25 protein-coding genes are annotated in these 26,723 nt (G+C 64.8%); 12 read left to right on the top strand and 13 right to left on the bottom strand.

Annotated elements, in window-relative coordinates; translation table 11 throughout:
• Window positions 1-3 precede the first annotated feature (3 nt).
• The 6 genes from J2Y63_RS05035 to fabD form a co-directional block, all read right to left on the bottom strand.
• The gene (locus J2Y63_RS05035; protein WP_435265201.1) at window positions 4-891 is read right to left on the bottom strand and encodes a YicC/YloC family endoribonuclease; all 888 of its coding nucleotides are present in this window, start codon (window positions 889-891) and stop codon (window positions 4-6) included.
• Between the two features lie 281 nt (window positions 892-1,172).
• A complete protein-coding gene (gene mltG / locus J2Y63_RS05030) occupies window positions 1,173-2,354 on the bottom strand; it encodes an endolytic transglycosylase MltG (RefSeq protein ID WP_435265200.1) in 1,182 nt (393 codons plus the stop codon).
• A gap of 220 nt (window positions 2,355-2,574) precedes the next feature.
• Window positions 2,575-3,834, bottom strand: coding sequence for a beta-ketoacyl-ACP synthase II (gene fabF / locus J2Y63_RS05025; RefSeq protein ID WP_435265199.1), 1,260 nt, complete (start codon window positions 3,832-3,834; stop codon window positions 2,575-2,577).
• A 109-nt stretch (window positions 3,835-3,943) separates the two neighbouring features.
• The gene (locus tag J2Y63_RS05020) at window positions 3,944-4,180 is read right to left on the bottom strand and encodes an acyl carrier protein (protein ID WP_018327362.1); all 237 of its coding nucleotides are present in this window, start codon (window positions 4,178-4,180) and stop codon (window positions 3,944-3,946) included.
• A gap of 282 nt (window positions 4,181-4,462) precedes the next feature.
• Complete coding sequence (fabG, locus tag J2Y63_RS05015; protein WP_435265198.1) at window positions 4,463-5,200, bottom strand: 3-oxoacyl-[acyl-carrier-protein] reductase; 738 nt, start codon at window positions 5,198-5,200, stop codon at window positions 4,463-4,465.
• 23 nt (window positions 5,201-5,223) lie between these two features.
• The gene (gene fabD, locus J2Y63_RS05010; protein WP_435265197.1) at window positions 5,224-6,168 is read right to left on the bottom strand and encodes an ACP S-malonyltransferase; all 945 of its coding nucleotides are present in this window, start codon (window positions 6,166-6,168) and stop codon (window positions 5,224-5,226) included.
• A gap of 182 nt (window positions 6,169-6,350) precedes the next feature.
• On the opposite strand from fabD, the gene J2Y63_RS05005 reads away from it, so the two are divergent.
• On the top strand, window positions 6,351-7,394 hold the full coding sequence (locus J2Y63_RS05005; protein WP_435265196.1) for an aldo/keto reductase: 1,044 nt from the start codon (window positions 6,351-6,353) through the stop codon (window positions 7,392-7,394).
• Window positions 7,395-7,432: 38 nt separating this feature from the next.
• Here J2Y63_RS05005 and J2Y63_RS05000 read toward each other — a convergent pair whose 3' ends face one another.
• Together J2Y63_RS05000 and J2Y63_RS04995 are read right to left on the bottom strand one after the other, a co-directional pair.
• The gene (locus J2Y63_RS05000) at window positions 7,433-8,821 is read right to left on the bottom strand and encodes a nucleobase:cation symporter-2 family protein (protein ID WP_256118841.1); all 1,389 of its coding nucleotides are present in this window, start codon (window positions 8,819-8,821) and stop codon (window positions 7,433-7,435) included.
• Window positions 8,822-9,109: 288 nt separating this feature from the next.
• Window positions 9,110-9,424: a hypothetical protein gene (locus tag J2Y63_RS04995; protein WP_256118840.1), complete on the bottom strand. Its 315-nt coding sequence runs from the start codon at window positions 9,422-9,424 to the stop codon at window positions 9,110-9,112.
• A gap of 390 nt (window positions 9,425-9,814) precedes the next feature.
• Between J2Y63_RS04995 and rpsF the strand changes: the two genes are divergently transcribed.
• The 6 genes from rpsF to J2Y63_RS04965 all read left to right on the top strand — a co-directional run bounded on the left by rpsF (window position 9,815) and on the right by J2Y63_RS04965 (window position 15,503).
• Window positions 9,815-10,273, top strand: coding sequence for a 30S ribosomal protein S6 (gene rpsF / locus J2Y63_RS04990; protein ID WP_256118839.1), 459 nt, complete (start codon window positions 9,815-9,817; stop codon window positions 10,271-10,273).
• Window positions 10,274-10,298: 25 nt separating this feature from the next.
• Window positions 10,299-10,547, top strand: a complete 249-nt coding sequence (gene rpsR / locus J2Y63_RS04985) for a 30S ribosomal protein S18 (RefSeq protein WP_069059269.1) — start codon at window positions 10,299-10,301, stop codon at window positions 10,545-10,547.
• Between the two features lie 211 nt (window positions 10,548-10,758).
• Window positions 10,759-11,733: a YybS family protein gene (locus J2Y63_RS04980; protein ID WP_256118838.1), complete on the top strand. Its 975-nt coding sequence runs from the start codon at window positions 10,759-10,761 to the stop codon at window positions 11,731-11,733.
• A 22-nt stretch (window positions 11,734-11,755) separates the two neighbouring features.
• Window positions 11,756-12,331: a 50S ribosomal protein L9 gene (gene rplI / locus J2Y63_RS04975; RefSeq protein WP_256118837.1), complete on the top strand. Its 576-nt coding sequence runs from the start codon at window positions 11,756-11,758 to the stop codon at window positions 12,329-12,331.
• Window positions 12,332-12,529: 198 nt separating this feature from the next.
• On the top strand, window positions 12,530-13,816 hold the full coding sequence (locus J2Y63_RS04970) for a class I SAM-dependent methyltransferase (protein WP_435265195.1): 1,287 nt from the start codon (window positions 12,530-12,532) through the stop codon (window positions 13,814-13,816).
• 187 nt (window positions 13,817-14,003) lie between these two features.
• Entirely contained in the window at window positions 14,004-15,503 is a 1,500-nt protein-coding gene (locus J2Y63_RS04965) for a replicative DNA helicase (RefSeq protein WP_256118835.1), read from the top strand.
• A 155-nt stretch (window positions 15,504-15,658) separates the two neighbouring features.
• Here the strand turns inward: J2Y63_RS04965 and J2Y63_RS04960 are convergent, their stop codons facing one another.
• Complete coding sequence (locus tag J2Y63_RS04960) at window positions 15,659-16,261, bottom strand: hypothetical protein (RefSeq protein ID WP_435265194.1); 603 nt, start codon at window positions 16,259-16,261, stop codon at window positions 15,659-15,661.
• A 117-nt stretch (window positions 16,262-16,378) separates the two neighbouring features.
• On the opposite strand from J2Y63_RS04960, the gene alr reads away from it, so the two are divergent.
• The 5 genes from alr (at window position 16,379) to J2Y63_RS04935 (ending at window position 22,259) form a co-directional block, all read left to right on the top strand.
• On the top strand, window positions 16,379-17,548 hold the full coding sequence (gene alr, locus J2Y63_RS04955; protein WP_435265193.1) for an alanine racemase: 1,170 nt from the start codon (window positions 16,379-16,381) through the stop codon (window positions 17,546-17,548).
• A 68-nt stretch (window positions 17,549-17,616) separates the two neighbouring features.
• On the top strand, window positions 17,617-19,020 hold the full coding sequence (gene radA, locus J2Y63_RS04950) for a DNA repair protein RadA (RefSeq protein ID WP_435265192.1): 1,404 nt from the start codon (window positions 17,617-17,619) through the stop codon (window positions 19,018-19,020).
• A gap of 145 nt (window positions 19,021-19,165) precedes the next feature.
• A complete protein-coding gene (locus J2Y63_RS04945; RefSeq protein ID WP_435265191.1) occupies window positions 19,166-19,816 on the top strand; it encodes a CvpA family protein in 651 nt (216 codons plus the stop codon).
• A gap of 197 nt (window positions 19,817-20,013) precedes the next feature.
• Window positions 20,014-21,507, top strand: coding sequence for an amidophosphoribosyltransferase (gene purF, locus J2Y63_RS04940; RefSeq protein WP_256118830.1), 1,494 nt, complete (start codon window positions 20,014-20,016; stop codon window positions 21,505-21,507).
• A gap of 11 nt (window positions 21,508-21,518) precedes the next feature.
• A complete protein-coding gene (locus J2Y63_RS04935) occupies window positions 21,519-22,259 on the top strand; it encodes an SDR family NAD(P)-dependent oxidoreductase (protein WP_256118829.1) in 741 nt (246 codons plus the stop codon).
• A 280-nt stretch (window positions 22,260-22,539) separates the two neighbouring features.
• On the opposite strand, the gene J2Y63_RS04930 is transcribed toward J2Y63_RS04935, so the two are convergent.
• The 4 genes from J2Y63_RS04930 to J2Y63_RS04915 form a co-directional block, all read right to left on the bottom strand.
• On the bottom strand, window positions 22,540-23,577 hold the full coding sequence (locus J2Y63_RS04930; RefSeq protein WP_256118828.1) for an HlyD family secretion protein: 1,038 nt from the start codon (window positions 23,575-23,577) through the stop codon (window positions 22,540-22,542).
• Window positions 23,578-23,582: 5 nt separating this feature from the next.
• Entirely contained in the window at window positions 23,583-25,157 is a 1,575-nt protein-coding gene (locus J2Y63_RS04925) for an MFS transporter (RefSeq protein WP_435265514.1), read from the bottom strand.
• Between the two features lie 107 nt (window positions 25,158-25,264).
• A complete protein-coding gene (locus J2Y63_RS04920; protein ID WP_256118827.1) occupies window positions 25,265-25,720 on the bottom strand; it encodes a MarR family winged helix-turn-helix transcriptional regulator in 456 nt (151 codons plus the stop codon).
• 134 nt (window positions 25,721-25,854) lie between these two features.
• Window positions 25,855-26,706, bottom strand: a complete 852-nt coding sequence (locus J2Y63_RS04915; RefSeq protein WP_256118826.1) for a CDP-alcohol phosphatidyltransferase family protein — start codon at window positions 26,704-26,706, stop codon at window positions 25,855-25,857.
• Window positions 26,707-26,723 lie beyond the last annotated feature (17 nt).

Raw genomic sequence — 26,723 nt, 5'->3', positions numbered from 1 at the left:
GGCCTACTCCAGATTCTGGACCTGTTCCCTGAACTGATCGATGACGACCTTTAGCTCGATACCTGCAGCCGTTACAGCAGCGGCGTTCGACTTGGAACAGATCGTATTCGATTCCCGGTTAAATTCCTGTGCGAGAAAATCGAGCTTGCGGCCGACCGGCCCGCCTTGCGCCAGAAGTTCGCGTGCCGCCGCGACATGCGCCTTCAGCCGATCGATCTCTTCGCGCAAATCCGCCTTGGTGGCGATGAGGGCGGCTTCCTGGTGCAGCCGGTCGCGATCGAGCGCCGTCGTGCCCTGCATGAGCAGCGCCACCTGCCCTGAAAGCCGCTCGGCAATCGCCGCGACGCTGCGCGACGGATCGGCCTCGACCACGGCAGTCAGCGCCTCGATGCGGGCGACCTGGCCGAGCAGCACGCCGGCAAGCGCCGTGCCCTCGCTAGCGCGCATGTCGGCAAGACAGCGGATCGCCTCGGCAAAGCCCGCGCGGATATCGCCGTCGCGCACCGTGCGCTCCGTCTCGCTCTCCTCGGCCTCGCGGAAATCGACGATGCCGCGCACTGCCAGCAGCGTGTCGAGCTTGAGGGGGGCGGGATCGACCATGCCGGCAAGCTGGTCGCGCAACGCGAGCACGGCGGAGAGCGCGCCCTGGTTCACCACCGCCTCGATCTGCGGCTCGCTGACGCTGACGGCAAGGCCGATCTGGAGATTGCCGCGCGAAAACGCCTCGCCGGCCACACGCCGCACATCGGCCTCCATGGCCTCGAAACCGGGCGGCATGCGGAGCCGGAGGTCGAGGCCCTTGCCGTTGACCGAGCGCAGCTCCCACGCCCAGCGGGTGCGCCCGCTGGTTCCCTCGACCCGCGCAAAGCCGGTCATCGATTGCAATGTCATGTCGTCCTCCCAGAGCGTTTCCGCTCTTCTTCGAAGTGCGAAAACGCTCTACCTCTTTATTTTTTCGCAATTCCGGACGCAAAACCGCGTGCCGCACTTTTGCTGGAATTGCTTTAGCGCCCGCCGGGGTTCGCCAACAGCTGCGCCGAAACCGCGCGAGGGGCCTCGCACGGAATCACGCGCTCAAAGTGAAGCAGTTTGCCGGGGTTGGAAACGGCCAAGCCGGCGGATCGCGCGGCGATCCACATCAAAGGCATCGCCCGGTCGCCCACCGGCCCCTTTTACTGGGAGCCGGCCGCTTCCGCCTCGTTCGCGGCCTCTGCCGCCTTCTCCGCTTCCAGCTTGCGCCAGCGGCGGACGTTCTGGTTATGCTCGTCGAGCGTCTCGGCGAAAACGTGGCCGCCGGTGCCGTCCGCGACGAAGTAGAGATCCGGGGTGCGCGACGGGTTTGCCACCGCTTCAAGCGCCGCGCGGCCGGGATTGGCGATCGGCGTCGGCGGCAGGCCCTTGATGATATAGGTGTTGAACGGCGTCTGCTTTTCGAGGTCCGACTGGAAGATTGGGCGGTCGGCCGGCTTACCGTCGCCGCCGAAGATGCCGTAGATGATCGTCGGGTCGGATTGCAGGCGCATGCCCTTTTCCAGCCGGTTCAGGAAGACCGAGGCGACGCGCGGGCGCTCGTCGGCCCTGCCCGTCTCCTTCTCGACGATCGAGGCGAGCGTGACGAATTCCTCGCGGGTGGCGACCGGCAGGTCGTCGTCGCGGCGCTCCCAGATCTGGTCGATCAAAGCCTTCTGCGCGTCCTGCATCTGGTGCAGGATATCGGCGCGCTTGGTGCCGCGCGAAAACTTGTAGGTATCGGGCATCAGCGAGCCTTCGGCCGGAAGCTCGGCCGGCAGATCGCCTTCGAGCACCGGATCGTCGGTCAGGCGCTTGAACACCTGCTTGACCGTAAGCCCCTCCGGCACGGAGACCGAATAGAGGATCGACTTGCCGGATTTCAAGAGTTCGACGATCTCGCGCATCGTGGCGCCGGCCTTGATCTCGTATTCGCCGGCCTTCAGCGTGTCACCGTCGAGATAGACGCGGGAGAGCACGCGGAAGACGCGGCTGTCGCTGATGACATTGTTGCGTTCGAGATTGGCCGCGATCTCGTTCGTGCCGGCGCCGGCGCGCACGATGAAGTTCGTGTTGGCGGTGAGCGGACCCGGTTCCTCGTAGCTCTTCACGCCGTAATAGAACACGCCGATGCCGATGATCGACGCGAAGACGACCACGGTCATGACAAAATTCAGGAAGATGACGATCTGGCTGCGGGCCTTGCGCGAGCGCTTGCGGCTCGGCGGCTGCGGCACCTGTTCCGGCCGAAGGGCCTCGCTGGCGGACTTGGGAATGATGCGCGGCTGGCCGGATGCCTCGCCGCGGCCAAACTGCGTCTCGCCGGAATCGTTCGTGTCGCTCACGGACTGTCCTCATGTTCGGGCATTGCCCCTGCATCATTCGCCAAATCCACGTCGATTTCACGAATCATGCAGAAATTTAAAAAATGCTACGGCGTGGTTTACGCATCATGACGGACGCGCGGCGCTGTAGACGTCTTCCAACAGAGCAATACGGCAAAAGCAGGATCGACCCCGCTCTTCGCATTCGGGTGTATGGCGTGCCGGGTTTTTATCCCCGGAATCAGGCGTATCGCTTCAAAACGATGGACGCATTCGTTCCGCCGAAGCCGAACGAGTTGGACAGCGCCACGTTGATCTCGCGCTTGCGCGCCTTGTGCGGCACCAGATCGATCGCCGTCTCGACGTCGGGATTGTCAAGGTTCAGCGTCGGCGGCGCGATGTTGTCGCGGATCGCCAGCGCCGTGAAGATCGCCTCAACTGCACCGGCGGCACCCAGCAGATGGCCGATCGCCGACTTGGTGGACGACATGGAGACGCGGGGGGCCGAATCGCCGACCAGGCGCTCGACGGCGCCGAGCTCGATCGTGTCGGCCATGGTGGAGGTGCCGTGCGCGTTGATGTAGTCGAGCTCGCTTGCCGGAATGCCGGCGCGCTTCAGCGCCATCTGCATGCAGCGATAGGCGCCGTCGCCGTCTTCGGCCGGTGCCGTGATGTGGAAGGCGTCGCCCGACAGGCCGTAGCCGACGACTTCGGCATAGATCTTCGCGCCGCGCGCCTTGGCGTGTTCCAGCTCTTCCAAGATGACGACGCCGGCGCCCTCGCCCATGACGAAGCCGTCACGGTCACGGTCATAGGGCCGCGAGGCTGCGGTCGGGTCGTCGTTGCGCTCGGTCGAGAGCGCCTTGCAGGCGGCAAAGCCCGCGAGCGCGATGCGGCAGATCGGCGATTCGGCGCCGCCCGCCACCATGACGTCGGCGTCGCCGAGCGCGATCAGGCGGCTGGCATCGCCGATGGCGTGCGCGCCGGTCGAACAGGCGGTCACGACGGAATGATTGGGGCCGCGCAGCTTGTGCTTGATCGAGACCTGGCCGGAGGCGAGGTTGATCAGGCGGCCGGGAATGAAGAAGGGCGAGACGCGGCGCGGACCCTTGTCGCGCAGCGTATAGCCGGCCTCAACGATGCCTTCGAGGCCGCCGATGCCGGAGCCGATGAGCACGCCGGTCGCGATCTGGTCTTCGTTGGTCTTGGGATGCCAGCCGGCGTCGGCAAGCGCCATGTCGGCGGCAGCGACGGCGTAGACGATGAAGGGATCGACCTTGCGGCGTTCCTTCTGCTCCATCCACTGGTCAGGATTGTAGGTGCCATCAGTGCCATCACCCAGCGGGATGGAACAGGCAATCTTTGCGGGAAGGTCCTCGACCTCGAAAGTGGTGACCCTGGCTGCGCCGCTACGGCCTTCAAGAAGCCTGGTCCAGCTGATTTCAGTGCCACAGCCGAGCGGGGATACCATGCCGGTCCCCGTGATAACGACACGCCTCATCGTTCGTGATCCACCCTACCTGCTTTTATCTTTATCGCCTCGACGAGGAGGTGCGGCCTCCCGTGGGAGACCGGGACGGGCCGCACAAAGCGGCCCGCCGGAAGTCAGATCAGGCCTGGGCCTTCTCGATGAACTTGACCGCGTCGCCGACCGTCAGGATCGAGTCAGCAGCATCGTCCGGGATCTCGACGCCGAATTCTTCTTCGAACGCCATGACCAGTTCGACGGTGTCGAGCGAGTCCGCGCCAAGATCATCGATGAAGCTTGCGCCTTCGCTGACCTTTTCGGCGTCAACACCCAGATGATCAATGACAATTTTCTTTACGCGTTCTGCTACGTCGCTCATGTCGGATTCCTCGACCTTTGTTTTTGATCGGCGCCTGTCACGGCACCGGACACTCAACACGCCCGATGTGCCTCAAGAACACATCCGGCAATCCCTTCAACCGGCAATGCGGCATTGGCGATACTGTTTTGTACCGCCTGAACGCGCAGGCATTTCACGGTCGACTGCTGACAGTCATGGCCCGATTAACACGGTTTATGTCTGTCGCAAAGTGCGAAAATGGCTGGGGCTCCGGCGGTCAACATGCAATTTCAGCTGGTTGACCGGGTGCTTTGCCCCTCGTCAGATCATCGCCATGCCGCCGTTCACATGCAGCGTCTGGCCCGTCATGTAGGAGGCTTCCGACGAGGCGAGGAAGGCGACGGCGGAGGCGACTTCCGCCCCGGTGCCCATGCGCTTCATGGGGATGGCGCCCATGATGGCGTCCTTCTGCTTGTCGTTCAGCTTGCCGGTCATCGCGCTTTCGATGAAGCCGGGGGCGACGCAGTTGACCGTCACGTTGCGGGTCGCGATCTCGGCGGCCAGCGACTTGGTGAAGCCGATCATGCCGGCCTTGGCGGCGCAATAGTTCGCCTGGCCCGGATTGCCGGTGACGCCGACGACCGACGTGATGTTGATGATGCGGCCATAACGGCGGCGCATCATCGGGTGGGTAAGTTCGCGCGTCAGACGGAAGACCGCCGTCAGGTTCACTTCGAGAACCGCATCCCAGTCGTCATCGCTCATGCGCACAAAAAGGCCGTCCTTGGTGATGCCGGCATTGTTGACGAGGATATCGACGCCGCCGAGCTCGGCTTCCGCCTTCTCGCCCAGCGCCTTCACCTCGGCGCGGTCGGAGAGGTTGGCCGGGAAGATATGCACGCGCTCGCCAAGTTGGTTGGCGAGCGTTTCGAGCTTCTCGACGCGCGTGCCGTGCAGGCCGACGATGGCGCCCTGGGCGTGGAGGATGCGGGCGATCTCTTCGCCGATGCCGCCGGACGCGCCGGTAACGAGGGCCTTGCGGCCGGTAAGATCAAGCATGGTTGCGCTCCTTTAAAGAGAGATCAGCCGATGAGCGCGGCGAGCGCGCTGTCGATATCGGCGGGGGTGTTGATGGCGATGCCGGTGACGGATTTGTCGATGCGGCGTGCGAGGCCGGTCAGGACCTTGCCCGAGCCCACTTCATAAAGCGTGGTGACGTCGTTCTTCGCGAACCATTCGACCGTCTCGCGCCAGCGCACCTGGCCGGTGACCTGCTCGACGAGCAGGCGAATGATCTCCTGCGGATCGCTGACCGGCGCTGCGCGGACATTGGCGACGACCGGCACGACCGGGGCCTTTGCCGAAACGCCGGCCAGCGCCTCGCGCATGGCGTCGGCGGCGGGCGCCATCAGGGACGAATGGAAGGGGGCGGAGACGGTGAGCATCAGCGCGCGCTTGGCGCCCTTCTCCGTCGCAAGCCGTGCCGCGACTTCGACCGCGGGCTTCGAGCCGGAGATGACGAGCTGGCCGCCGCCATTGTCATTGGCGATCTGGCAGCTACCGCCCTTGGAGGCTTCCTGGCAGACCGCTTCGACATCCGCCTGCTCCAGGCCGATGATCGCCGCCATGGCGCCCTCGCCCACCGGCACGGCCGACTGCATGGCATTGCCGCGGATACGCAGCAGGCGTGCCGTATCGGCCAGCGAGAAGGTGCCGGCGGCACAGAGCGCGGAATATTCGCCAAGCGAATGGCCGGCGACATAGGAAACCTGATCCTTCAGCGACAGGCCGCGCGCTTCGAGCACGCGCATCACGGCGATGGACACGGCCATCAGCGCCGGCTGGGCGTTCGCCGTCAGCGTCAGCGACTCTTCCGGTCCCTCGAACATGATGGCGGAAAGGTTCTGGCCGAGGGCCTCGTCGACTTCCGCGAAAACGGCGCGCGCTTCCGGAAAGGTTTCGGCGAGATCCTTGCCCATGCCGACGGCCTGGCTGCCCTGGCCGGGGAAGGTGAATGCTACGCTCATCGGGGGTCTCCCATCTTATGTTTTCTTTTCCATTCACATTCCGGAAGGCCGAGTCAAGGCGTCGGGCCAATCCCGCAAGCCGCGCGGCCGGCATTTCCAAGGGCTTCGCACAGACTTCCGGCTTGCACTTTGCGGCGACCGGCCTACATTCGCGCCGTTCCCACAACAGGATTTCTCCTCCCATGAAATATAATCCGCTCGGCAGGACCGGCATCAGCGTGTCGGAAATCTGCCTTGGCACGATGACCTGGGGTTCGCAGAACAGCGAGCAGGACGCGCACGACCAGCTCGACTACGCCTTCTCCCAGGGCGTGAACTTTATCGATACTGCCGAACTCTATCCGACCACGCCCCTCTCCCCCGAAACCTACGGCGATACCGAGCGCTTCATCGGCTCCTGGATGAAGGCGCGCGGCAACCGCGACAAGGTGGTGCTCGCCTCCAAGGTCGCCGGCCCCGGCCGTCCCTATATTCGCGGCGGCCAGCCGATGAGCCGCGCCGGCATTCTGGAGGCGATCGACAACAGCCTCTCCCGCCTCGGCACCGACTATCTCGACCTCTACCAGCTGCACTGGCCGAACCGCGGGCATTATCACTTCCGCAATGCCTGGAGCTACGACCCGTCCAAGCAGGACCGCGAGAAGGTCGCCGCCGAGCTTCTGGAAATCCACGAGACCATCGGCGATATCGTCAAGGCCGGCAAGGTGCGCGCCTTCGGCCTTTCCAACGATACGGCCTGGGGCACGATGCAGTTGCTGAAGCTTTCCGAGGAGAAGGGCCTGCCGCGCGTCGCCTCGATCCAGAACGAGTATAACCTGCTCTACCGGGCCTACGATCTCGACCTCGCCGAAGTTTCGCACCACGAGGATATCGGCCTGCTCGCCTATTCGCCGCTCGCCGCCGGGCTCTTGACCGGCAAATATCTCGACGGTGCCCGGCCGGAAGGCTCGCGCCTGACGAAGAACGGCGACCTCGGCGGCCGCTACCAGCCGCATCAGGAGCCGGCGGTGCGTGCCTATGTGGCGCTGGCGAAGGAATACGGGCTCGATCCCGCCCAGATGGCGCTCGCCTTCTGCCTGACGCGGCCCTTCATGGCCTCCGTCATCATCGGCGCGACGACGATGGAACAGGTGAAGACGGACATCGGGGCGAAGGACCTGGAGCTCTCGCCCGAAGTTCTGAACGGCATTCGCCGCATCCACCGGCTCTATCCGGCACCGATGTAAAAGACAGGCCGGGCGGCCTCGGCCGCCCGGACCGATGATCAGTGGATGGGCTTCGGCTCCTGCGTTTCCGGCAGCAGCCAGTTCAAGAGCACGGCGCAGAGGCCGCCGGTCGCAACGCCCGATTCCAGCACATCCTTCATGAAGCGCGGCATGTGCGAGACGAATTCCGGCACCTGCGAGACGCCAAGCCCGAGCGCCAGCGAGATGGCGATGATCAAGAGCGCGCGGCGATCGAGCTGCACGCCCGCCAGGATGTTGATGCCGGAGGCGGCGACCGCGCCGAACATCACGATGACCGCCCCGCCCAGCACCGGCTCCGGCACGGCCTGGATGACGCCGGCGATGGCCGGGAACAGCCCGAGGATGACAAGCACGCCTGCAATATAGACGCCGACATGGCGGCTGGCGACGCCGGTCAACTGGATGATGCCGTTGTTCTGCGCGAAGACCGAGCTTGGGAAGGTGTTGAAGATGCCGGCGAGGAAGGAGTTCGCGCCGTTGACCAGCACGCCGCCCTTCACGCGCTCCATCCAGACCGGGCCTTCGACCGGCTGACGCGAGATCTTGCTGGTGGCGGTAATGTCGCCGATCGCCTCAAGCGAGGTCACCAGGTAGATCACCACCATGGGCGCAAACAGCGTCCAGGAGAAATCCAGCCCGAAATGCAGCGGTGTGGGCACCTGGAACCAGGCGGCCTGGTGGATGCCGGCAAAATCGAGCCGGCCGAGCCAGGCGGCCAGCGCATAACCGACGCCGAGCGCGATGATGATGGCGCTGCTGCGGACCCATACGACCTGGATGCGGTTCAAGCCGATGATCAACGCCAGCACGGTGCCCGACAGCAGCAGGTTCTCGCCATTGGCAAACGTGCCCGATTTCATGGCGCCGAAACCGCCGCCCATGCTGATGAGGCCGACCTTGATGAGGGTCAGGCCGATCATCAGCACGACGATACCGGTGACGAGCGGCGTGATCAGCTTGCGGATGAAGGGAAGCACGCGCGAAAGCCCCATCTCGATGAAGGAGCCGGCGATCACCACGCCGAAGATCGAGGCCATGACCGCCTCGACGGGCGTGCCCGAATTGACCATCAGCACACCGCCGGCAATCAGCGGGCCGACGAAGTTGAAGCTGGTGCCCTGGACGATCAGCAGGCCGGCGCCGAGCGGACCGAACCGGCGGCACTGGACGAAGGTCGCGATGCCCGAAATGACCAGCGACATAGAGACGATCATGTTCGTGTCGCGCGCGGAAACGCCGAGCGCCTGACAGATCAGGAGCCCCGGCGTGACGATCGGCACGATGATGGCGAGCAGGTGCTGGATGGCGGCGAGAAGCGCGATCGGCGGCTTCGGCCGATCCTCCAGCGCGAAGACCAGTTCGCTCGACGGCGACGGCGGCAGGTCCGGATGCGTATGGGCGTTCATGCGCGGACCTCGCTCAAGATCGCGATTTTGCGCGCGGCTTTACTGCGTCGTGCTCGCGCACGATCGTTGCGGTAAGTCATGCCTTCTCCTCCCGGCTTGGTCGTTTTCGCCCCGAGGGCGCGCCCGAAACCTCCAGACTTCGGGCGGATCAGGCTAGCCGAGTTCGTCGAAAGCAATTCTTCAAAAAAACCGGAAAGAGTTTCGCGCAAATGGCCGGTTCGACCCCACAGACAAAAGAAACCCGCCGTTTCCGGCGGGTTTCTTCGTTTGCGCCCCTTTCGGGTGACGTTACGGGGTGGTCGTGGTTGCGCCACCACCTTCAGCCGGCTGGCCGCCACTCGGCTGGGTTTCCAGCGTCTGCGTGCCGCCAGTCTGGCCTTCGGTGGTCGTGCCACCCGCCGGTGCCGTATCGGTCGTGCCGATTGCCGAGGTATTGGCATTCGGGTCGACGCCGTCACCCGGCGTTCCGCTGCCGACGAAATAGAAGATGCCCACGGCGACGAGGACAGCCAGGATCACGGCGACGGCCCAGCCGCCGGTGCCGCTGCCGCGGCTCGTCTGGTTGACGACGGTCGGGCCACGGTCATCCACCGGACGCGTCAAGCGATCTTCCGGGGGACGATTGACAAGGTTCGGGTCTTGCATGTCGGTCACTCCATCTGGTTGGATCGGAAGGAAGAATGCGGCATTCGCGATTTGGTTCCCGCCCCTGTTGCAAAACGGGGCAAAGCTTTCGCCCGCCAGCCCTTGCGTTCGGCGCAAAAATCCGTATAAGCGCGCTGTTCAACACACCCGGTCAATCGGCTGGTGGCTGAACGGAGGGCCGGCTTTCCTTTTGGAACGCCGTTTGGAGCCAAGGGCTCCAGCCTCCCGTGTCTCCGCTCTCGACCGTCTGGATTAACGCTTTTCTTGCCCCGGGCCTCTGGCCCCATAAGAACTGTCGTTGAGGCTTGGCGCCGGTTTCGGGTGTAAACGCAAGAAAGGCAAAGCCACATGGCTCTCTACGAACATGTATTCCTGGCCCGCCAGGACGTGTCCGCCCAGCAGGTCGACGGTCTCGTCGAACAGTACAAGGGTGTGATCGAAGCACACGGCGGCAAGGTCGGCCGTATCGAAAACTGGGGCCTCAAGTCCCTGACCTACCGCATCAAGAAGAACCGCAAGGCACACTACGCCCTGATGGACATCGATGCCCCGGCTGCTGCGATCCACGAAATGGAACGCCAGATGCGCATCAACGAAGACGTTCTTCGTTACATGACCATCGCCGTGGAAGCCCATGAGGAAGGCCCGTCGGCCATGATGCAGAAGCGCGACCGCGACGACCGTCCGCGCCGCGATGGCGACGACCGTGGCCCGCGCCGCGACTTCGGCGACCGTCCGCCGCGCCGTGACTTCGGCGATCGTCCGGACCGTGGTGGCGAACGCCGCCCGCGCGAAGACCGCGCGTAATCGAAGCTGAAGGAGAATTAAGACAATGGCTGATACTTCCTCCGCTCCGGCACGCCGTCCGTTCCACCGCCGCCGCAAGACCTGCCCCTTCTCGGGCGCAAACGCTCCGAAGATCGACTACAAGGACGTCCGTCTTCTGTCGCGTTACATCTCCGAGCGCGGCAAGATCGTTCCGTCCCGCATCACGGCCGTTTCCCAGAAGAAGCAGCGCGAACTCGCCAAGGCGATCAAGCGCGCCCGCTTCCTCGGCCTGCTGCCCTACGTCGTAGCGTAATGACGTGACTCTGCGGCCTGACTCGACGTCGGGCCGAGGCACATGACTCCGGGGAAGACGGTTTGCGCCGCCTTCCCCATTTCCCTTCCGCGTTGGGCGCGGATCGGAGCCGCCGGCTTTTTTAAGAGCCAAAACCCATGTTGGGGAGACGGTCCTGAATCAGTTTGTCAGGAAACTCCTCTAACTGTCTGACCAGACAGGACAGCGAACCGTGAAGAACCTGACGCCGACATCGATTGCGACCGGCCTGATTGCCGGTGTGACCGCCGCTCTGCTTTCGCTGAGCGCGAACGCGCAGTCGTCGTTTGCGATCGTGCTTTACGCCGCGTCCGCCCTTCCCATTCTCATTGCCGGCCTTGGCTGGGGCAATGCCAGCGCCTTGATCGCGGTCGTCGCCGGCGGCGCCATCGCATCGGCCCTCGTCTCCTCCTATTTCGCGCTGTTGATCGTCATCATCACGCTGATCCCGGCCGGTTGGCTGTCCAACCTCGCGAACCTCGCCCGCCCGGCCTCCGAGCTCGGCGGCCCGGACAACGCGCTCGCCTGGTATCCGCTGTCGAACATCCTCGTGCATCTCGCCATCATGGTGACGCTCGGCATGATAGCCGTCGGCGCGATCGTCGGCTACGACAGCGCCATGGCGAGCCAGCTCGTCGATATCGTCATCCAGACGCTGAAGGCGCAGGAGCCGCTCTACAATCCGGATGCGACGGCCATCGCGCAGCTCAAGGCCGTGTTCGCGCTGGCGCTGCCGCTGGTGCAGGGCGCGCTCTGGGTCTTCCTGCTGTTTGCGGCCTACTATATCGCCAGCTTCATCGTGCGTGTTTCCGGCAAGGGTCTTCGCCCGCGCGAGGACATGCCCTCGACGCTGCGCATGCACCGCAACGCAATCTTCTTCTTCCTCGCCGGTCTCCTCGTCGCCTTCTTCGGCGGCGTACCGGCGATCATCGGCGCGCTCGTCTGCGGCACCTTCGGGGCCGGTTTCGTGCTCGCCGGCTTCGCGAGCCTGCATTTCAGGACGCGCGGCAAGTCCTGGCGGCTTCCCGTGCTGTGGCTCGTCTATCTCTCGGTATTGCTCTTCACGATACCGGTCTTCGTCATCCTCATTCTGGGCCTGATGGACACGCGGCGCACCATAGCGCTGACGCCCACCGGCCCGGCGGAAAAGAAAAACCAGAACACCTGAACGTCACGAAAGGAACTCTAAAATGGACGTCATTCTCCTCGAACGCATCGCCAAGCTCGGCCAGATGGGCGAAACCGTAAAGGTTCGCGACGGCTTTGCCCGCAACTACCTGCTGCCGCTCGGCAAGGCGCTGCGCGCCAACGAAGCCAACAAGAAGCGCTTCGAATCCGAGCGTTCGACGCTCGAAGCCCGCAACCTCGAGCGCAAGTCGGAAGCCCAGTCGGTTGCCGAAAAGCTCGACGGCAAGTCCTTCATCGTCGTGCGCTCCGCCGGCGAAACCGGCCAGATGTACGGCTCGGTCGCTGCCCGCGACATCGTTGAAGTGCTCGCTGCCGAAGGCTTCAACATCGGCCGCAACCAGGTCGAACTCAACACCCCGATCAAGGCGATCGGCCTGCACAAGGTCGTCCTGCACCTGCACGCCGAAGTCGAGATCACCATCGAGCTGAACGTTGCCCGCTCCGCCGACGAAGCCGAGCGCCAGGCCAAGGGCGAAAGCCTCACCTCGGCCGACGCCATCTACGGCATCGACGAAGACGCCCTGAAGCCGGAAGATTTCTTCGATCCGGAAGCTGACGGCGAAGACGAAGACGCTTGATCGTCAGGCATTTTCCAGAACGGGCCGGCTCTGCCGGCCCGTTTTCGTTTCAAGGGCCAAAAAGCACGGCTTGAAATCCGGCTTCCCGCATCAATATTTATACTTCGTTAGACTGGATTGGCGGTCGGGCCGCTTCCCAGGCCGGTTTCCGACCCAGACCCGTCCCGCCACGTTTTTAAGCGCGACGGAGTTTAGCGAATGAAATTCATTGTACAGGCTCTCGTTTCCCGCCTCGTCGAGACCGGAAACCTGACGATCACCTACCCGGACGGAACCCGCCAGGTCTTCGGCGACGGCACGGGCAACCCGGTCCACATGCGTCTCAACAGCAGGAAGGCCGTGTGGGGCATCGCCCTCGATCCCGCCTACTATCTCGGCCATCACTACGGCACCGGTGATGTCGACATCATCGAAGGCGACATATACGGCCTGCTCAAGGCCGTGTTCACCGGCAGTCCCGATTTCAAATATTACGACACATTCTGGAGCCGCGTGCTGGAGCGCGGGCGCTACCTCCTGCGCTGGGCGCGCGAGAAGAACAGCATCGTGCGCTCGCGCCGCAACGTCCAGCACCACTACGACCTGACCGGCGCGCTCTACGACCTGTTCCTCGACCAGGACCGGCAATATTCCTGCGCCTATTTCGAGCGGCCGGACCAGACGCTCGACGAGGCGCAGCTTGCCAAGAAGCGCCACATCGCGGCCAAGCTCAACATCAACCGGCCTGGCCAGAGCGTGCTCGACATCGGCAGCGGCTGGGGCGGCATGGCGCTCTACCTTGCCCGCCAGCTCGGCGCCAAGGTGACCGGCGTGACGCTCTCCGACGAGCAGCACGCGCTCTCCGTGAAGCGGGCGAACGAGGCCGGGCTTGCTGGCGACATCGAATTCCTGCTGCAGGACTACCGCAACACGGAAGGCCCCTTCGACCGCATCGTCTCCGTCGGCATGTTCGAGCATGTCGGCCGGCCGAATTACCTGACCTTCTTCAAGAAGAGCGCGTCGTTGTTGAAACGCGACGGCGTCATGCTGCTGCACACGATCGGCCGCACGGACCGGCCCTCCGCCAACAACCCGTTCATCGAGAAGTACATCTTCCCGGGCGGCTACATCCCTGCCCTTTCCGAGGTGATGCAGGCTGTGGAAAAGAGCGGGCTTGCGGTCACCGACGTGGAAATCCTGCGGCTGCACTATGCCGAGACGCTGCGCCACTGGCGGGAGCGTTTCCTGGCGCGGCGCGACGAGGCGAAGGCACTCTATGACGAAAAATTCTGCCGGATCTGGGAGTTCTACCTGGCAGCCTCCGAAAGCGCCTTCCGCTGGCAGAACCTCGTCGTCTTCCAGCTCCAGCTCGCGCATGACCAGGAGGCCGTGCCGCTGACGCGCGAATATATCGGGCGCGGCGAGGATTGCCTCAAGGCGCACGAGGGCAATCCGAAGGGCGACCGGCGCGGCGCGCGGCAGTTCCCGCAGGAGGCCTCGCTCTGAGATTCGGCATACGAGTCAATCGAAAGCCAGCAGGCCCGGCGCAATCCGGACTTGCTGTGTCCCCGCCGCCTGTGGAAAAGTCTAACAACGGGCTTAAACGGCGAGAGCCTGCGGAAGCGCTTGACCCCTTCCGGCAAAGCGAAGAAACCAGCGGGCTTCGGAAACAGGGACGGGGAGATTCGGGACGATGAACGACGCTGCGCGAAAGCTCAACCAGCAAAATCGCGACAATGCGGAGCTGCATCACCGCGAGTCGCCGAACAACATCGAGGCCGAACAGGCGCTGCTCGGTGCCATCATCCTCAACAACGACGCCTATTACCGCGTTTCGGATTTCTTGAAGCCCGTGCATTTCCACGAGCCGCTGCACCGCAAGATCTACGAGGTCGCCGGCGACATGATCCGCATGGGCAAGATCGCCACGACGATCACGCTCAAGACGCACCTGCCGACGGATGTGAAGGTCGGCGAGCATACGGTCTCGCAATACCTGGCCGCCCTCGTCGGCGGCGCCGTGACGATCATCAACGCGGAAGACTATGGCCGCGCGATCTATGATCTCGCGCTGCGCCGCTCGCTGATCAATATCGGCGAGGACATGGTCAACATCGCCTATGACGCGCCGCTCGACATGCCGCCGCAGACCCAGATCGAGGATGCCGAACGGCGCCTGTTCGAGCTCGCCGAGACCGGCCGCTACGACGGCGGCTTCCAGTCGTTCAACGACGCGGTCGCCCAGGCGATCGACATGGCGGGGGCGGCCTTCGAGCGCGACGGCTCGCTCTCCGGCATCTCCACCGGCATCCACTCGCTCGATGCCCGCATGGGCGGCCTCCAGCGCTCGGACTTGATCGTGCTCGCCGGACGCCCCGGCATGGGCAAGACCTCGCTTGCCACCAACATCGCCTACAACATCGCCGCGACCTATGAGCCGGAAGTGCAGGCGGACGGGTCGTTCAAGCCGAAGAACGGCGGCGTCGTCGGCTTCTACTCGCTCGAAATGTCGTCCGAACAGCTCGCCACCCGTATCATCTCCGAGCAGACGGAAGTCTCCTCCTCGAAAATCCGCCGCGGCGACATTTCCGAGGCCGATTTCGAAAAGCTCGTTGCCTGCTCCCAGATGATGCAGAAGGTGCCGCTCTATATCGACCAGACGGGTGGTATTTCCATCGCCCAGCTTTCCGCCCGCGCGCGCCGCCTGAAGCGCCAGCGCGGCCTCGATTGCCTGGTGGTGGACTATATCCAGCTCATGACCGGCTCCGGCAAGTCGAGCGACAACCGCGTGCAGGAAATCACCCAGATCACCACGGGCCTCAAGGCGCTCGGCAAGGAACTGAACGTACCGATCATCGCGCTCTCCCAGCTTTCCCGTCAGGTGGAAAGCCGCGAGGACAAGCGCCCGCAGCTCTCCGACCTTCGCGAATCGGGCTCGATCGAACAGGACGCCGACGTGGTGCTCTTCGTGTTCCGCGAAGAATATTACGTGAAGAACATGGAGCCGCGCGACGAGTTCGACCCGAAATACGAAGAGTGGAAGATGAAGTTCGAGGCCGTGAAGGGCACCGCCGACGTCATCATCGCCAAGCAGCGTCACGGACCGACCGGCACGGTAAAACTCGCCTTCCAGTCGGAGTATACCCGCTTCACCGACCTCGCCGACCCGTCCTTCAGCCAATACGAACACTGAGGCGGACCGCTCCAAAATTCGCCACACCTCCTCCTCCGTTATCCTCGGGCTCGACCCGAAGATTCAGGCCGCGGGTGTGGCGTGGATGGTCGGGTCAAGCCCGACCATGACGAAAAGAAAGGTCGTGCGGATAGTCTAGGTGCCGCTTCCCGCCCTCACTTCTTACCGAAAGCCGGGGCCTTGCAGAAATCCGCGACGATGGCGAGCGCGCGTTTGGCGCGTGCCTTCTGCTCCTCGTCCATCATCGGCAGGTCGAGCCGGTCGGCGCACATGTCGTCCGGGGCGCCGCTTTCGCCGGAGAGCGACATGCGGCTGGTGCAGAGCAGCCCCTTCCCCGTCAGGACGATCTGCTGCGCCTCCGGCGCATCGAAGGCGACGGGGTTTCCTTCCGCGATCATGTCGTCGACCGAGGCATAGGCCGTGACGGCGGTGACGCGGCTGAGATCCACGATGCCGAGCGTCAGGCTCGCCCATTGATCGGGAAATTGCAGGGCGGACGTGGTGCGTGCGCGGCAGGGCGCGCCGGAAACTTCGAGCCGCGTCACCAGCCGCGGCGCATTCGGGTTGTCGACGATCGAATAGTAGATGTCCGCGCTGTCGTCGCGCTCCGGCTCGGCGCCGTCCTGCGCAAGGCCGAGCAGCACCGCATGCGCCTCGCGCATCTCGGCATCCGTCGGCGCATCCTGCGCGGCGGCCGGCGCGAAGCAGGCTGCGGCCAGCGCCACGCCCAAAACGATCGTCCGTGTCCGCGCCTGCATGTGCTTCCCCGTTTACTTCCCGGCTTTTTGGGCCGCACCATAGAGGCGCCCTTTCGCCCCGGCAATGCGGCCTGCGGGCGTATTGCCGCCATGATCCACAGGCTGTATCTCAAAACCATGAGCACGCATCACACGCCCGCCCGTTCCACCCTTCCCGTCGCCGGCGAGGACCATGCCCGCCTGACGATCGACCTCTCCGCGCTCTTCGACAACTGGCGCGCCATGGCGCGACGCTCGGGCGCGGCGCGCACCGCCGCGGTCATGAAGGCCGACGCCTATGGCATCGGGCTGGAGCCGGCGGCAAAGACCTTCCACCAGGCGGGTGCGCGCGATTTCTTCGTCGCAACCCCGGCGGAAGGCGCCGCGCTTCGCACCCTGCTCCCGGATGTCCGCATCTATGTTCTGTCCGGCATGTGGGCCGGCTCGGAGCGGCTGTTCTTCGAATTCGACCTCGTGCCCGTCATCGTCTCGGAGGAGCAGCTCGTCACCTTCATGGCGGCGATCTCCGATGGCGGCGACCTGCCCTGCGTGCTGCATGTCGATACCGGCATGAGCCGGCTCGGCCTCCGGGTCGAGGATGCGCTGGCGCTGGCGGGCGACGTCGCGCGCCCGGCGAGTTTTTCGCCGATCATGCTGCTCAGCCACCTCGCCTGCGCCGACGATCCGAGCCACCCGCTCAACCGGCAGCAGCTCCAGCGTTTTCGCAGCGCCATCGAGGCCTTCGACGGCATCGATGCGACGCTCGCCAATTCTGCCGGCATCTTTCTCGGCGAGGACTACCATTTCACCCTCACCCGCCCGGGCATCGCGCTTTACGGCGGCGCTGCCGTCAACGACGTGCCGAACCCGATGAAGCCCGTCGTCACCGCCGAGGCGCGCATCCTGCAGGTGCGTGAGGCGAAGGCCGGCGAGAGCGTCAGCTACGGCGCGTCGATGGTGTTCACCCGCGACACCCGCATCGCCGTCGCCGCCGTCGGTTATGCGGACGGGTACATGCGCAGCCTCTCCGGCTCCGGCGTGCCGCTGCGCACGGCCAACATCGCGGGCGCCAGCGGCGTGCTGCATGGCCGCACCGTGCCGCTGATCGGCCGCGTCACCATGGACCTCACCCATTTCGACGTGACGGACCTTCCGCCCGGCAGCGTGCGCGCCGGCGACTTCATCGAGCTCTTCGGCCGCCACATGCCCATCCAGGACGTGGCGCGCGCCGGCGGCACCATCGACTACGAACTCCTGACCGGCCTCGGCCGCCGCTACGAGCGGCGCTACGAGGCGGTGAAAAAATAGGACATGTTCCCGTTTTGTGCTAGAGGCTTCCGGATCGATTCCCAAACCCTTCCGGAGAGCGCGATTTAATGGTGAAAGCCCGCACCCAATTCATCTGCCAGAACTGCGGCACCGCGCATTCCCGCTGGGTGGGCAAATGCGAGGGCTGCGGCGAGTGGAACACCGTCGTCGAGGAAGACCCGATGGGCGGCATCGGCTCCGGCCCCGGCAAGGTGCCGAAGAAGGGCCGGCCGGTGGCGCTGACGGCGCTATCGGGCGAAATCGAGGAAGCGCCGCGCATCCACACCGGCATTGCCGAACTCGACCGCGCGACCGGCGGCGGCTTCGTGCGCGGCTCCGCCGTGCTGATCGGCGGCGATCCCGGCATCGGCAAGTCGACGCTGCTGATGCAGGCCGCCGCCGCCCTCTCCCGCCGCGGCCACCGCATCATCTACGTGTCGGGCGAAGAGGCCGTCGCGCAAGTGCGCCTGCGCGCGCAGCGCCTGCATGCGGCCGAGACCGACGTGCTGCTTGCCGCCGAAACCAATGTCGAGGACATCCTCGCCACCGTTGGCGAAGGCAAAAGGCCGGACCTCGTCATCATCGATTCGATCCAGACGCTGTGGAGCGACACGGCGGACGCGGCCCCCGGCACCGTCACGCAGGTGCGCACCGGCGTGCAGGCGATGATCCGCTTCGCCAAGCAGACGGGCGCCGCCATGGTGCTGGTCGGCCATGTCACCAAGGAAGGCCAGATCGCGGGTCCGCGTGTCGTCGAGCACATGGTGGATGCCGTGCTCTATTTCGAGGGCGACCGCGGCCATCACTACCGCATCCTGCGCACGGTCAAGAATCGCTTCGGCCCGACGGACGAGATCGGCGTCTTCGAAATGTCCGACAAGGGCCTTCGCGAGGTCAACAATCCCTCCGAACTCTTCCTCGGCGAGCGCAATGAAAAATCGCCGGGCGCCGCCGTCTTCGCGGGCATGGAAGGCACGCGGCCAGTGCTGGTCGAGGTGCAGGCGCTCGTCGCCCCCACATCGCTCGGCACGCCGCGCCGCGCCATCGTCGGCTGGGATTCGGCGAGGCTCTCGATGATCCTCGCGGTGCTGGAGGCGCATTGCGGCGTCCGCCTCGGGCAACACGATGTTTACCTCAATGTGGCGGGCGGTTATCGCATTTCGGAGCCGGCGGCCGACCTTGCCGTCGCGTCTGCGCTGGTTTCGTCGCTCGCCGGACTTGCCCTTCCCGCAGATTGCGTCTATTTCGGCGAAGTCAGCCTGTCGGGCGCCATTCGCCCGGTGGCGCACACCGCCCAGCGCCTCAAGGAGGCGGAAAAACTGGGGTTTTCGCAGGCCGTGCTCCCCGCCGGTTCCGCCGATCTGCCGAAAGGCACGGGCGGCCGCTGGAGCGAGATCGACAGCCTGCCGGATCTGGTGGCGCGCATTGCCGGATCGAAGGCCGCCCTCAAGCGGGAGGACGAGGACGTTTGACGCCCTGTGGCGCGCGGCAAAGGCCTGTGGGAAACATCGGCGGTCGGCGTGCCGAAGCGGGACGACGGATAGGCCTTGCGTTAAGGTGCCCCCGGCTTTAGGCGACGTGGGCCCGGCGACATTTCGGGTTTGGAGTAGGACGAATATGCCCATCACAATTCTCGACGGTATCGTCATCGGCGTCGCGCTGTTCTCCGCCGTGCTGGCGATGGTGCGCGGTTTCTCGCGCGAGGTGCTCTCCGTCGCAAGCTGGGTGGGTGCCGCGGCAGCCGCCTACTTCCTCTATCCGGTCCTCCTGCCCTATGCGAAGGACTATACGACGAGCGACACGGTCGCGATGGTCGGCTCCGCCGCCGCCGTCTTCCTCGTCGCGCTCATCGTGATCTCCTTCATCACCATGCGCATCGCCGATTTCATCATCGACAGCCGCATCGGCGCGCTCGACCGCACGCTCGGCTTCCTGTTCGGGGCCGCCCGCGGCATCCTGCTCGTCGTCGTCGCCATGCTGTTCTTCAACTGGCTGGTCGCACCGCAGCAGCAGCCGTCCTGGGTCACCACCGCGAAGTCGAAGCCGCTGCTCGACAATCTCGGCTCGCGCCTCGTGGCGCTGCTGCCGGAAGATGCCGACGCGACGATCCTCGACCGCCTGCGCGGCAAGCCCGTGGAAGGCCAGCCGACCGACGGCGAAGGCGGCGCGGAAGACCCGGATGCGGCCACCGGCACGGGTCAGGGTACTACGGGCCAAGGCACGACGGGCCAGACGCCCGCCGAAGAGGTTCCGGCCACGAACGGATAAGTGATCAGGGGCGCCGCCACTCGCGATAATTGACGAAGGCGGGCGCCCCGATTTTTTGATAGGATGAGACGATCGCCACTGATGCTTCCGGGCCTCGGTGGCAAATGCTTTAGGCCATACCCATATGGGCGTGGCCAGGACGCAACGAAGACCAGACCCGTGCAACCTCCTACGGTCCCGAGCAAAGGCTTGCAGCAATGAGCGATTTCAAGTTCCCCGGCCGCCACGATGACGATCTCGACGGCGACACGCTTCACGAAGAGTGCGGCGTCTTCGGCATTCTCGGCCATCCGGAAGCAGCCACCCTCACGGCGCTCGGCCTGCATGCGCTCCAGCATCGCGGCCAGGAGGCGGCCGGCATCGTCTCCTTCGACGGCAAGCAGTTCCACACCGAAAAGCACATGGGCCTCGTCGGCGACCACTACACCAACCCGGTGACGATCGCCAAGCTGCCCGGTACCATGGCGATCGGCCACACGCGCTATTCCACCACTGGCGAAGTGGCGCTGCGCAACGTGCAGCCGCTTTTCGCGGAACTGGAAGTCGGCGGCATCGCAGTCGCCCATAACGGCAACTTCACCAACGGCCTGACGCTGCGCCGCCAGCTCATCGCCGGTGGCGCCATCTGTCAGTCGACGTCGGATACCGAAGTCGTGCTCCATCTCATCGCCCGCTCGCGCTACACCTCCACGACCGACCGCTTCATCGACGCGATCCGCCAGATGGAAGGCGGCTATTCGATGCTCGGCATCACCCGCACCAAGCTGATCGCCGCGCGCGACCCCACCGGCATCCGCCCGCTCGTCATGGGCGAGCTCGATGGCAAGCCGATCTTCTGCTCGGAAACCTGCGCGCTCGACATCATCGGCGCGAAATACATCCGCGACGTGGAGAATGGCGAAATCATCGTCTGCGAGATCCAGCCGGACGGCTCGATCTCCATCGAGGCGAAGAAGGCGGGCAATGTGCAGCCGGAACGGCTCTGCCTGTTCGAATATGTCTATTTCGCCCGTCCCGACTCGGTCGTCGGCGGCCGCAGCGTCTATGTCGCGCGCAAGAACATGGGCATCAACCTCGCCAAGGAACATCCGGTCGAGGGCGACGTGGTCGTGCCGGTGCCGGATGGCGGCACGCCGGCGGCACTCGGCTACGCACAGGAAAGCGGCATTCCGTTCGAATACGGCATCATCCGCAACCACTATGTCGGGCGCACCTTCATCGAGCCGACGCAGCAGATCCGCGCCTTCGGCGTCAAGCTGAAGCATTCTGCCAACCGCGCGATGATCGACGGCAAGCGCGTCATCCTCGTCGACGATTCGATCGTGCGCGGCACGACGTCGCTGAAGATCGTGCAGATGATCCGCGATGCGGGCGCCAAGGAAGTGCATGTGCGCGTCGCAAGCCCGATGATCTTCTACCCGGACTTCTACGGCATCGACACGCCGGACCGCGACAAGCTGCTCGCCAATCAGTACAACGACGTCAAGGCGATGGCGAAGTACATCGGGGCGGATTCGCTGGAGTTCATCTCCATCGACGGGCTCTACCGCGCCGTCGGCGGCGAGGACCGCAACCCGGCCCGCCCGCAGTTCACCGACCATTACTTCACCGGCGACTATCCGACGCGCCTCCTTGACAAGGAAGGCGAGACGATGGGACGGAAGATCTCGGTAATGGCAAGCAACGGATAATTGACAGCAGCATGAGCATCGACCTGAAAGACCGCATCGCGCTGGTCACCGGCGCGTCGCGCGGTATCGGCTATTTCACCGCCCTCGAACTCGCAAAAGCCGGCGCCCATGTCATCGCATGCGCGCGCACCGTCGGCGGGCTGGAAGAGCTGGACGATGCGATCAAGGCCGTCGGCGGCAGTGCGACCCTCGTGCCCTTCGACCTCACCGACATGCCGGCGATTGACAAGCTCGGCGGCTCGATCTTCGAGCGCTGGGGCAAGCTCGACATCCTCGTGGCGAATGCCGGCATTCTCGGCGTGATCTCGCCGATCGGACATGTCGAGGCCAAGGTTTTCGAAAAGGTCATGGCGATCAACGTCACTTCGACCTGGCGCCTCATCCGCTCGGTCGAGCCGTTGCTCTTGAAGTCGGATGCCGGCCGCGCCGTCGTCCTGTCGTCGAGCGCCGCGCACAAGTGCAAGCCCTTCTGGGGCCCCTACTCCGCCTCCAAGGCCGCCGTCGAGGCGCTGGCACGCACCTGGGCCGCCGAGACGCAGCGCACGGCGCTACGCATCACCTCCTTCGACCCCGGCGGCACCCGCACCGCCATGCGCGCCCAGGCGATCCCGGGCGAAGACCCGATGACGGTGCAGCACCCGTCGGAAGTGGCGAAGGCCATCCTGCCGTTGGTGGCTCGGGACTTTGCGGAGACGGGCAAGCTATTCGACATGCGCCAGGGGCGGTTGCTGGATTATCGTTTACCGGAGTGATCGGGCTGGTTCTTGTGGTCAGGCCGTTTCAACCAACCACGTCGCGCGTGCCGTGTGGATCCTCGGGTCAAGCCCGAGGATGACGGAGGGTGGGGTGACGGTCGGAAGGTGAACCACGAGCGTGTGTTGGCGGATAAGCCATTGGCGTTTGCGAGCGCGGGAGCCGTTGATGTTTATTGGCTGAGCGGCACGTATCTAGAGATTGCCCGCCAACCTCTCCTCCGTCATCCTCGGGCTTGACCCGAGGATCCACGCCACACCCGAAAACAGCGCCTTTCGCCTATTCCCCCACCACCGTCTTCACCACCACCGACAACCCCGGAGCCAGGTGCTTCGCCAGCTCCTGCCCCTCGTCGATCGCGATGCGCACCGGCACGCGCTGGGCGACCTTGGTGAAGTTACCGGTGGCGTTGTCCGGCTTTATGACGCTGAATTCCGAGCCGGCGGCGGGAGAGAAGCGCTCGACGTGGCCCGTCAGCGTGGCATGCTTCAGCGCATCGACGCTGACCTCGACCTTCTGGCCGGGCTGGATATAGGCGAGTTGGGTTTCCTTGAAATTGGCGATGACCCAGGTGTCGTGCGGCACGACGGCCATGAGCTGCGTGCCGGCGGCGACATACTGGCCGAGCTTGACGCCCACCTCGCCCACCACGCCGTCGCGCGGCGCCGTGATGCTGGTGTTGGACAGGTCGATCTTGGCAAGCTCCACCGAGGCCTCGGCGCCCGCCACGGCGGCCCGCAGCGAATCCCGGCTTACGATGATCGTCTGAAGGTCCTGCTTGGAGACTTCCAGATTCGCCTCGGCCTGCGAGACGGAGGCGTTCGCCTGGTCGAGCGTGGTGCGGCTCTGCTCGCGGTCGCTCTGGGTGGCGATGCCTTTGTTGGACAGTTCCTCGATGCGGTTCCAGTTTTCCTCCGCCCGGCGCTTGGCGAAGCGCGCGCTGTCAAGGGCGGCGTCGCTGGCGCCGATGCGCGCCTTGGCGGCGTTTTCCTGCTGAACGGAATTGGCAAGCGCCGCCTTCTGGGTGGCAAGCGTCGCATTGGCCTGCTCGACCTTCTGGCGGTAGATGCGGTCGTCGAGGCGGGCGAGCACGGCGCCGGCCTTGACGGTCTCGTAGTCCTTGACCGGCACATCCGTGACATAGCCGCTCAATTGCGGGCTGATCAGCGTCACGTAGCCGCGCACATAGGCATTGTCCGTCGTCTGGACCTCGCTCGAAAAGGGCGGCAGGTGCCAGGCGTAGAGCACGGCGACGAGGCCGGCGATGCCGAGAAGCACGGCGAGTGCTGTGGCTGTGTGGCGGATGTAAGTCTTCATGTCGGTCAACCTTCAACGGCCGCTTGCTCGCGGTTGCGCGCAATGGCCTCTCTGATACGAACGGTAAGCAGGTGGATGGCAAGGGCGGCCGCAGCCCCCACGGCCAAGAGCGCGATGACGAAGAACGCATCGTTGTGGGCGAGCACATTGGCCTCGCGCGTCACCTGCTGGCTGAGCAGCGCCACGCCTTCCGCCTTCAGCACCGCGCTATCGACGATCGTGCGGCCATAGGCGGCGGAAAGCTGCGAGACGCGGGCGGCGACCAGCGGATCGGCCAGCGTCATCGCCTGGGCGAGGATGTTCGAGTGGAATTTCTCGCGCAGCGTGATGAAGGAGCCGAAGAGCGCGGAGCCGGCAAGGCCGCCGAGGCTCTGCGTCACCAGGAAGACGACGATGAAGCTCAGGATATATTGCGGCCCCTTGCGCAGCGCCAGCGTGAAGCCGGAGGCGATGGCGGGCGGCAGGAACAGGCTGCCGCCCGCCGCGATCATCGCCTGGCTCCAGTACATCTGCTCGGGCCGCGTCAGGTTCGTCGCATGGCTGTCCAGATAGGCACCGACGCCGATCAACATCAGGGCGACCATGTGCAGGCCCGGCTCCCGGCCGGGTTTCAGGACGGCCGCGCAGACGAGGCCGCCGGCGATGGTGGCGAGCGTCACCGTGGTATAGAGGCCTATAAGCTGGTCGTTCAGGAGCCCGGTGATCTGGAAGAAGTTTCCGGCGACCGCCGTCTGTTCGGCGAGCATCAGCCGGAAGAGGATCAGCACGCCGGCGAAATGCAGGATCTCGCGGCTGAACAGCCAGCGCAGGTCGATGAGCGGCGTCTTGCGGTTGAGCTCGATCACCGCGGCGATGGTGAGTGCGACGACCATCACCACCAGCAGTTCGCCGATCCACTGCGCCTCCAGCCACCAGTAAGTGCGCCCGGTGACGAGCACGACGGCGCCCGCGCCAAACCCGATGGCGATGAACAGGTAGCTGACGATATCGAGCTTCTCGATGACCTTCACCCGCGGCGGCGCGGTCAGCGGCAGGAGGTAGATGGCGGCGAAGGACAGCATGGCCAGCGCCACCTCGAACTGCAAGAGCGCCCGCACCCCGCCGAGATCGATGAGTGCCGGCGAAATCAGCCGGGTCAGCGGTGCGGCCAGCCCGATATTGGTGAGCGCCAGCGAGATGCCGACCGTCAGCTTGCGCGCCGGCGAGAAGGCTTCCAGCATGTAGAGGAAGCCGAGCGAGGACAGCGGCGCAGCCGCGATGCCGGCGAAAAAGCGCAGCACGATGGCGGATTGCAAATCCGTGATGAAGATGTGCAGCACGGAGACAACAAGGAAGACGGCGATGCCGAGCTCGGCGAAGGGCCGCAGGCCGTATTGGTTGCGGATCTTGATCAGCGCCAGCGACAGCGAGGCGTTGGGCGCCATATAGGCCGCGATCAGCCAGACCGCTTCCGTGCTCGTGGCGCCGAGCGGCCCCTGGAGCTGGGGGATGTTGGCGGCGACGAGGTTCAGGCCGAAACCCTGGGTCATGGCCAGCAGCGTCGAGGCGGCCATGTAGGCGGCCGCACGCGGCGGGGCCATGGGTGCTGGCGCCGGCGGCGGGGCTGGCGCCGCCTCGACGAGTTGCTCCTCGACTGACTCCTGCGGCTCGTCCTCGGTCCCGCGCGCCTCGGTGGCGGGAACGCTGCTCATGCCTCGACGCTTTCCCGACAGCTCTTGGCGATGTTTTCCGACATGGCGGCAAAGACCTTGACGGTTGTCGACATCTCGCTGGCGGAAATGCTCTTCAGCACGTCGGCGCGAAGCGAGCGGGCAAGATCCAGCACCTCTTCAGCAACCTTGGCGCCGTGGGGCGTCATGGCGATCTGCTTGGCGCGGCGGTCGCCCTCGACCGACTGGCGTTCGATGAAACCCTGCTTTTCCATGCCGTCGAGCAGGCGCACCAGCGTCGGCGTCTCGATGTCGAGCTCGTCGGCCAGTTCACGCTGGTTGAGGTTCACACCGCGGCCGAGGATGAGGAGCGCACGGGCGCGCGGCAGCGTCAGCCCCCTCTCCTTCACCCGGGCGTCGAACAGGGCACGCATCTTGCGCTGCACGCGGGACAGGTCGTCGAGGAGGCGTTCGCGAGGATCGGTAGCGTTCATCTTGCTAGTCCAACTACTATTAGCTTGCTATCTATTTGTTTGCTAGTTAGTCGACTTGCAACAAAAAATCAAGCCCTGTCCACAAGCTGTAGACAGGGCTTTCATCGGGTTCACGCGGATGTGATGACGAGGGTTTAGTGGCCGTCCGTTTCTTCCGGGAATTCGCTGGCGCCATGGGTGGTGGGCGCCGACCAGCCGCCGTATTTGCGCTTCCACGAGCGCGCGCCGAAGGGCAAGGTCGCCAGATAGCCGACGACGGTCACCACCATGGTTTCCCAGGTGAAGCTCATGAGGGTCGCGACATAGAGCACGACGAGCAGGATCGCCGGCAGCACGAGATCGCGGCGGATGCGGCTGCCCTCCGACTTGCCCGACCAGACCGGCAGGCGGCTCACCAGCAGGAAGCCGATCAGCACGGTATAACCGGACGCAAGAAAACCGAAGAGCGGGCTCGGCGCAATGCCGAGGAAGCCGAGATAGACCGGCAGCAGCACCAGCATGGCGCCCGCCGGCGCCGGCACGCCGACGAAATATTCCGTCTGCCACTTCGCCTTGGTCTCGCGCTCGGCCATGACGTTGAAGCGCGCAAGGCGCAGGCCCGCGGCGATGGCGTAGATCAGCGCGGCGATCCAGCCGAAGGAACGCGCCTGGTCGAGGATGAAGACGTAGAGCACGAGGGCCGGCGCCACGCCGAAATTGACGATGTCGGCCAGCGAATCCATCTGGCCGCCGAATTTCGAGGTGGCCTTCAGGAGGCGGGCGATGCGCCCGTCGATGCCATCGAGGAAAGCGGCGAGCAGCACCATGCCGACGGCGAGTTCGTAGCGGTTCTCGAAGGCGAGCCGGATGCCCGTCAGGCCGGCGCAGATGGCGAGAACCGTAATGACGTTCGGGATGATGATGCGCAGCGGAATTTCGCGCAGGCGCGGGCCGCGGGCCTCGTCGTTCGGGCCATTCGGCTCATAGGGCGGAAAGGGTGTGTCCATCTCTTTTCGCTTCGTTC

The organism is Shinella sp. BE166, from assembly GCF_051201095.1.
Taxonomy (GTDB): Bacteria; Pseudomonadota; Alphaproteobacteria; order Rhizobiales; family Rhizobiaceae; genus Shinella; species Shinella lacus.
This window is presented reverse-complemented; position numbering and strand designations above follow the sequence as displayed.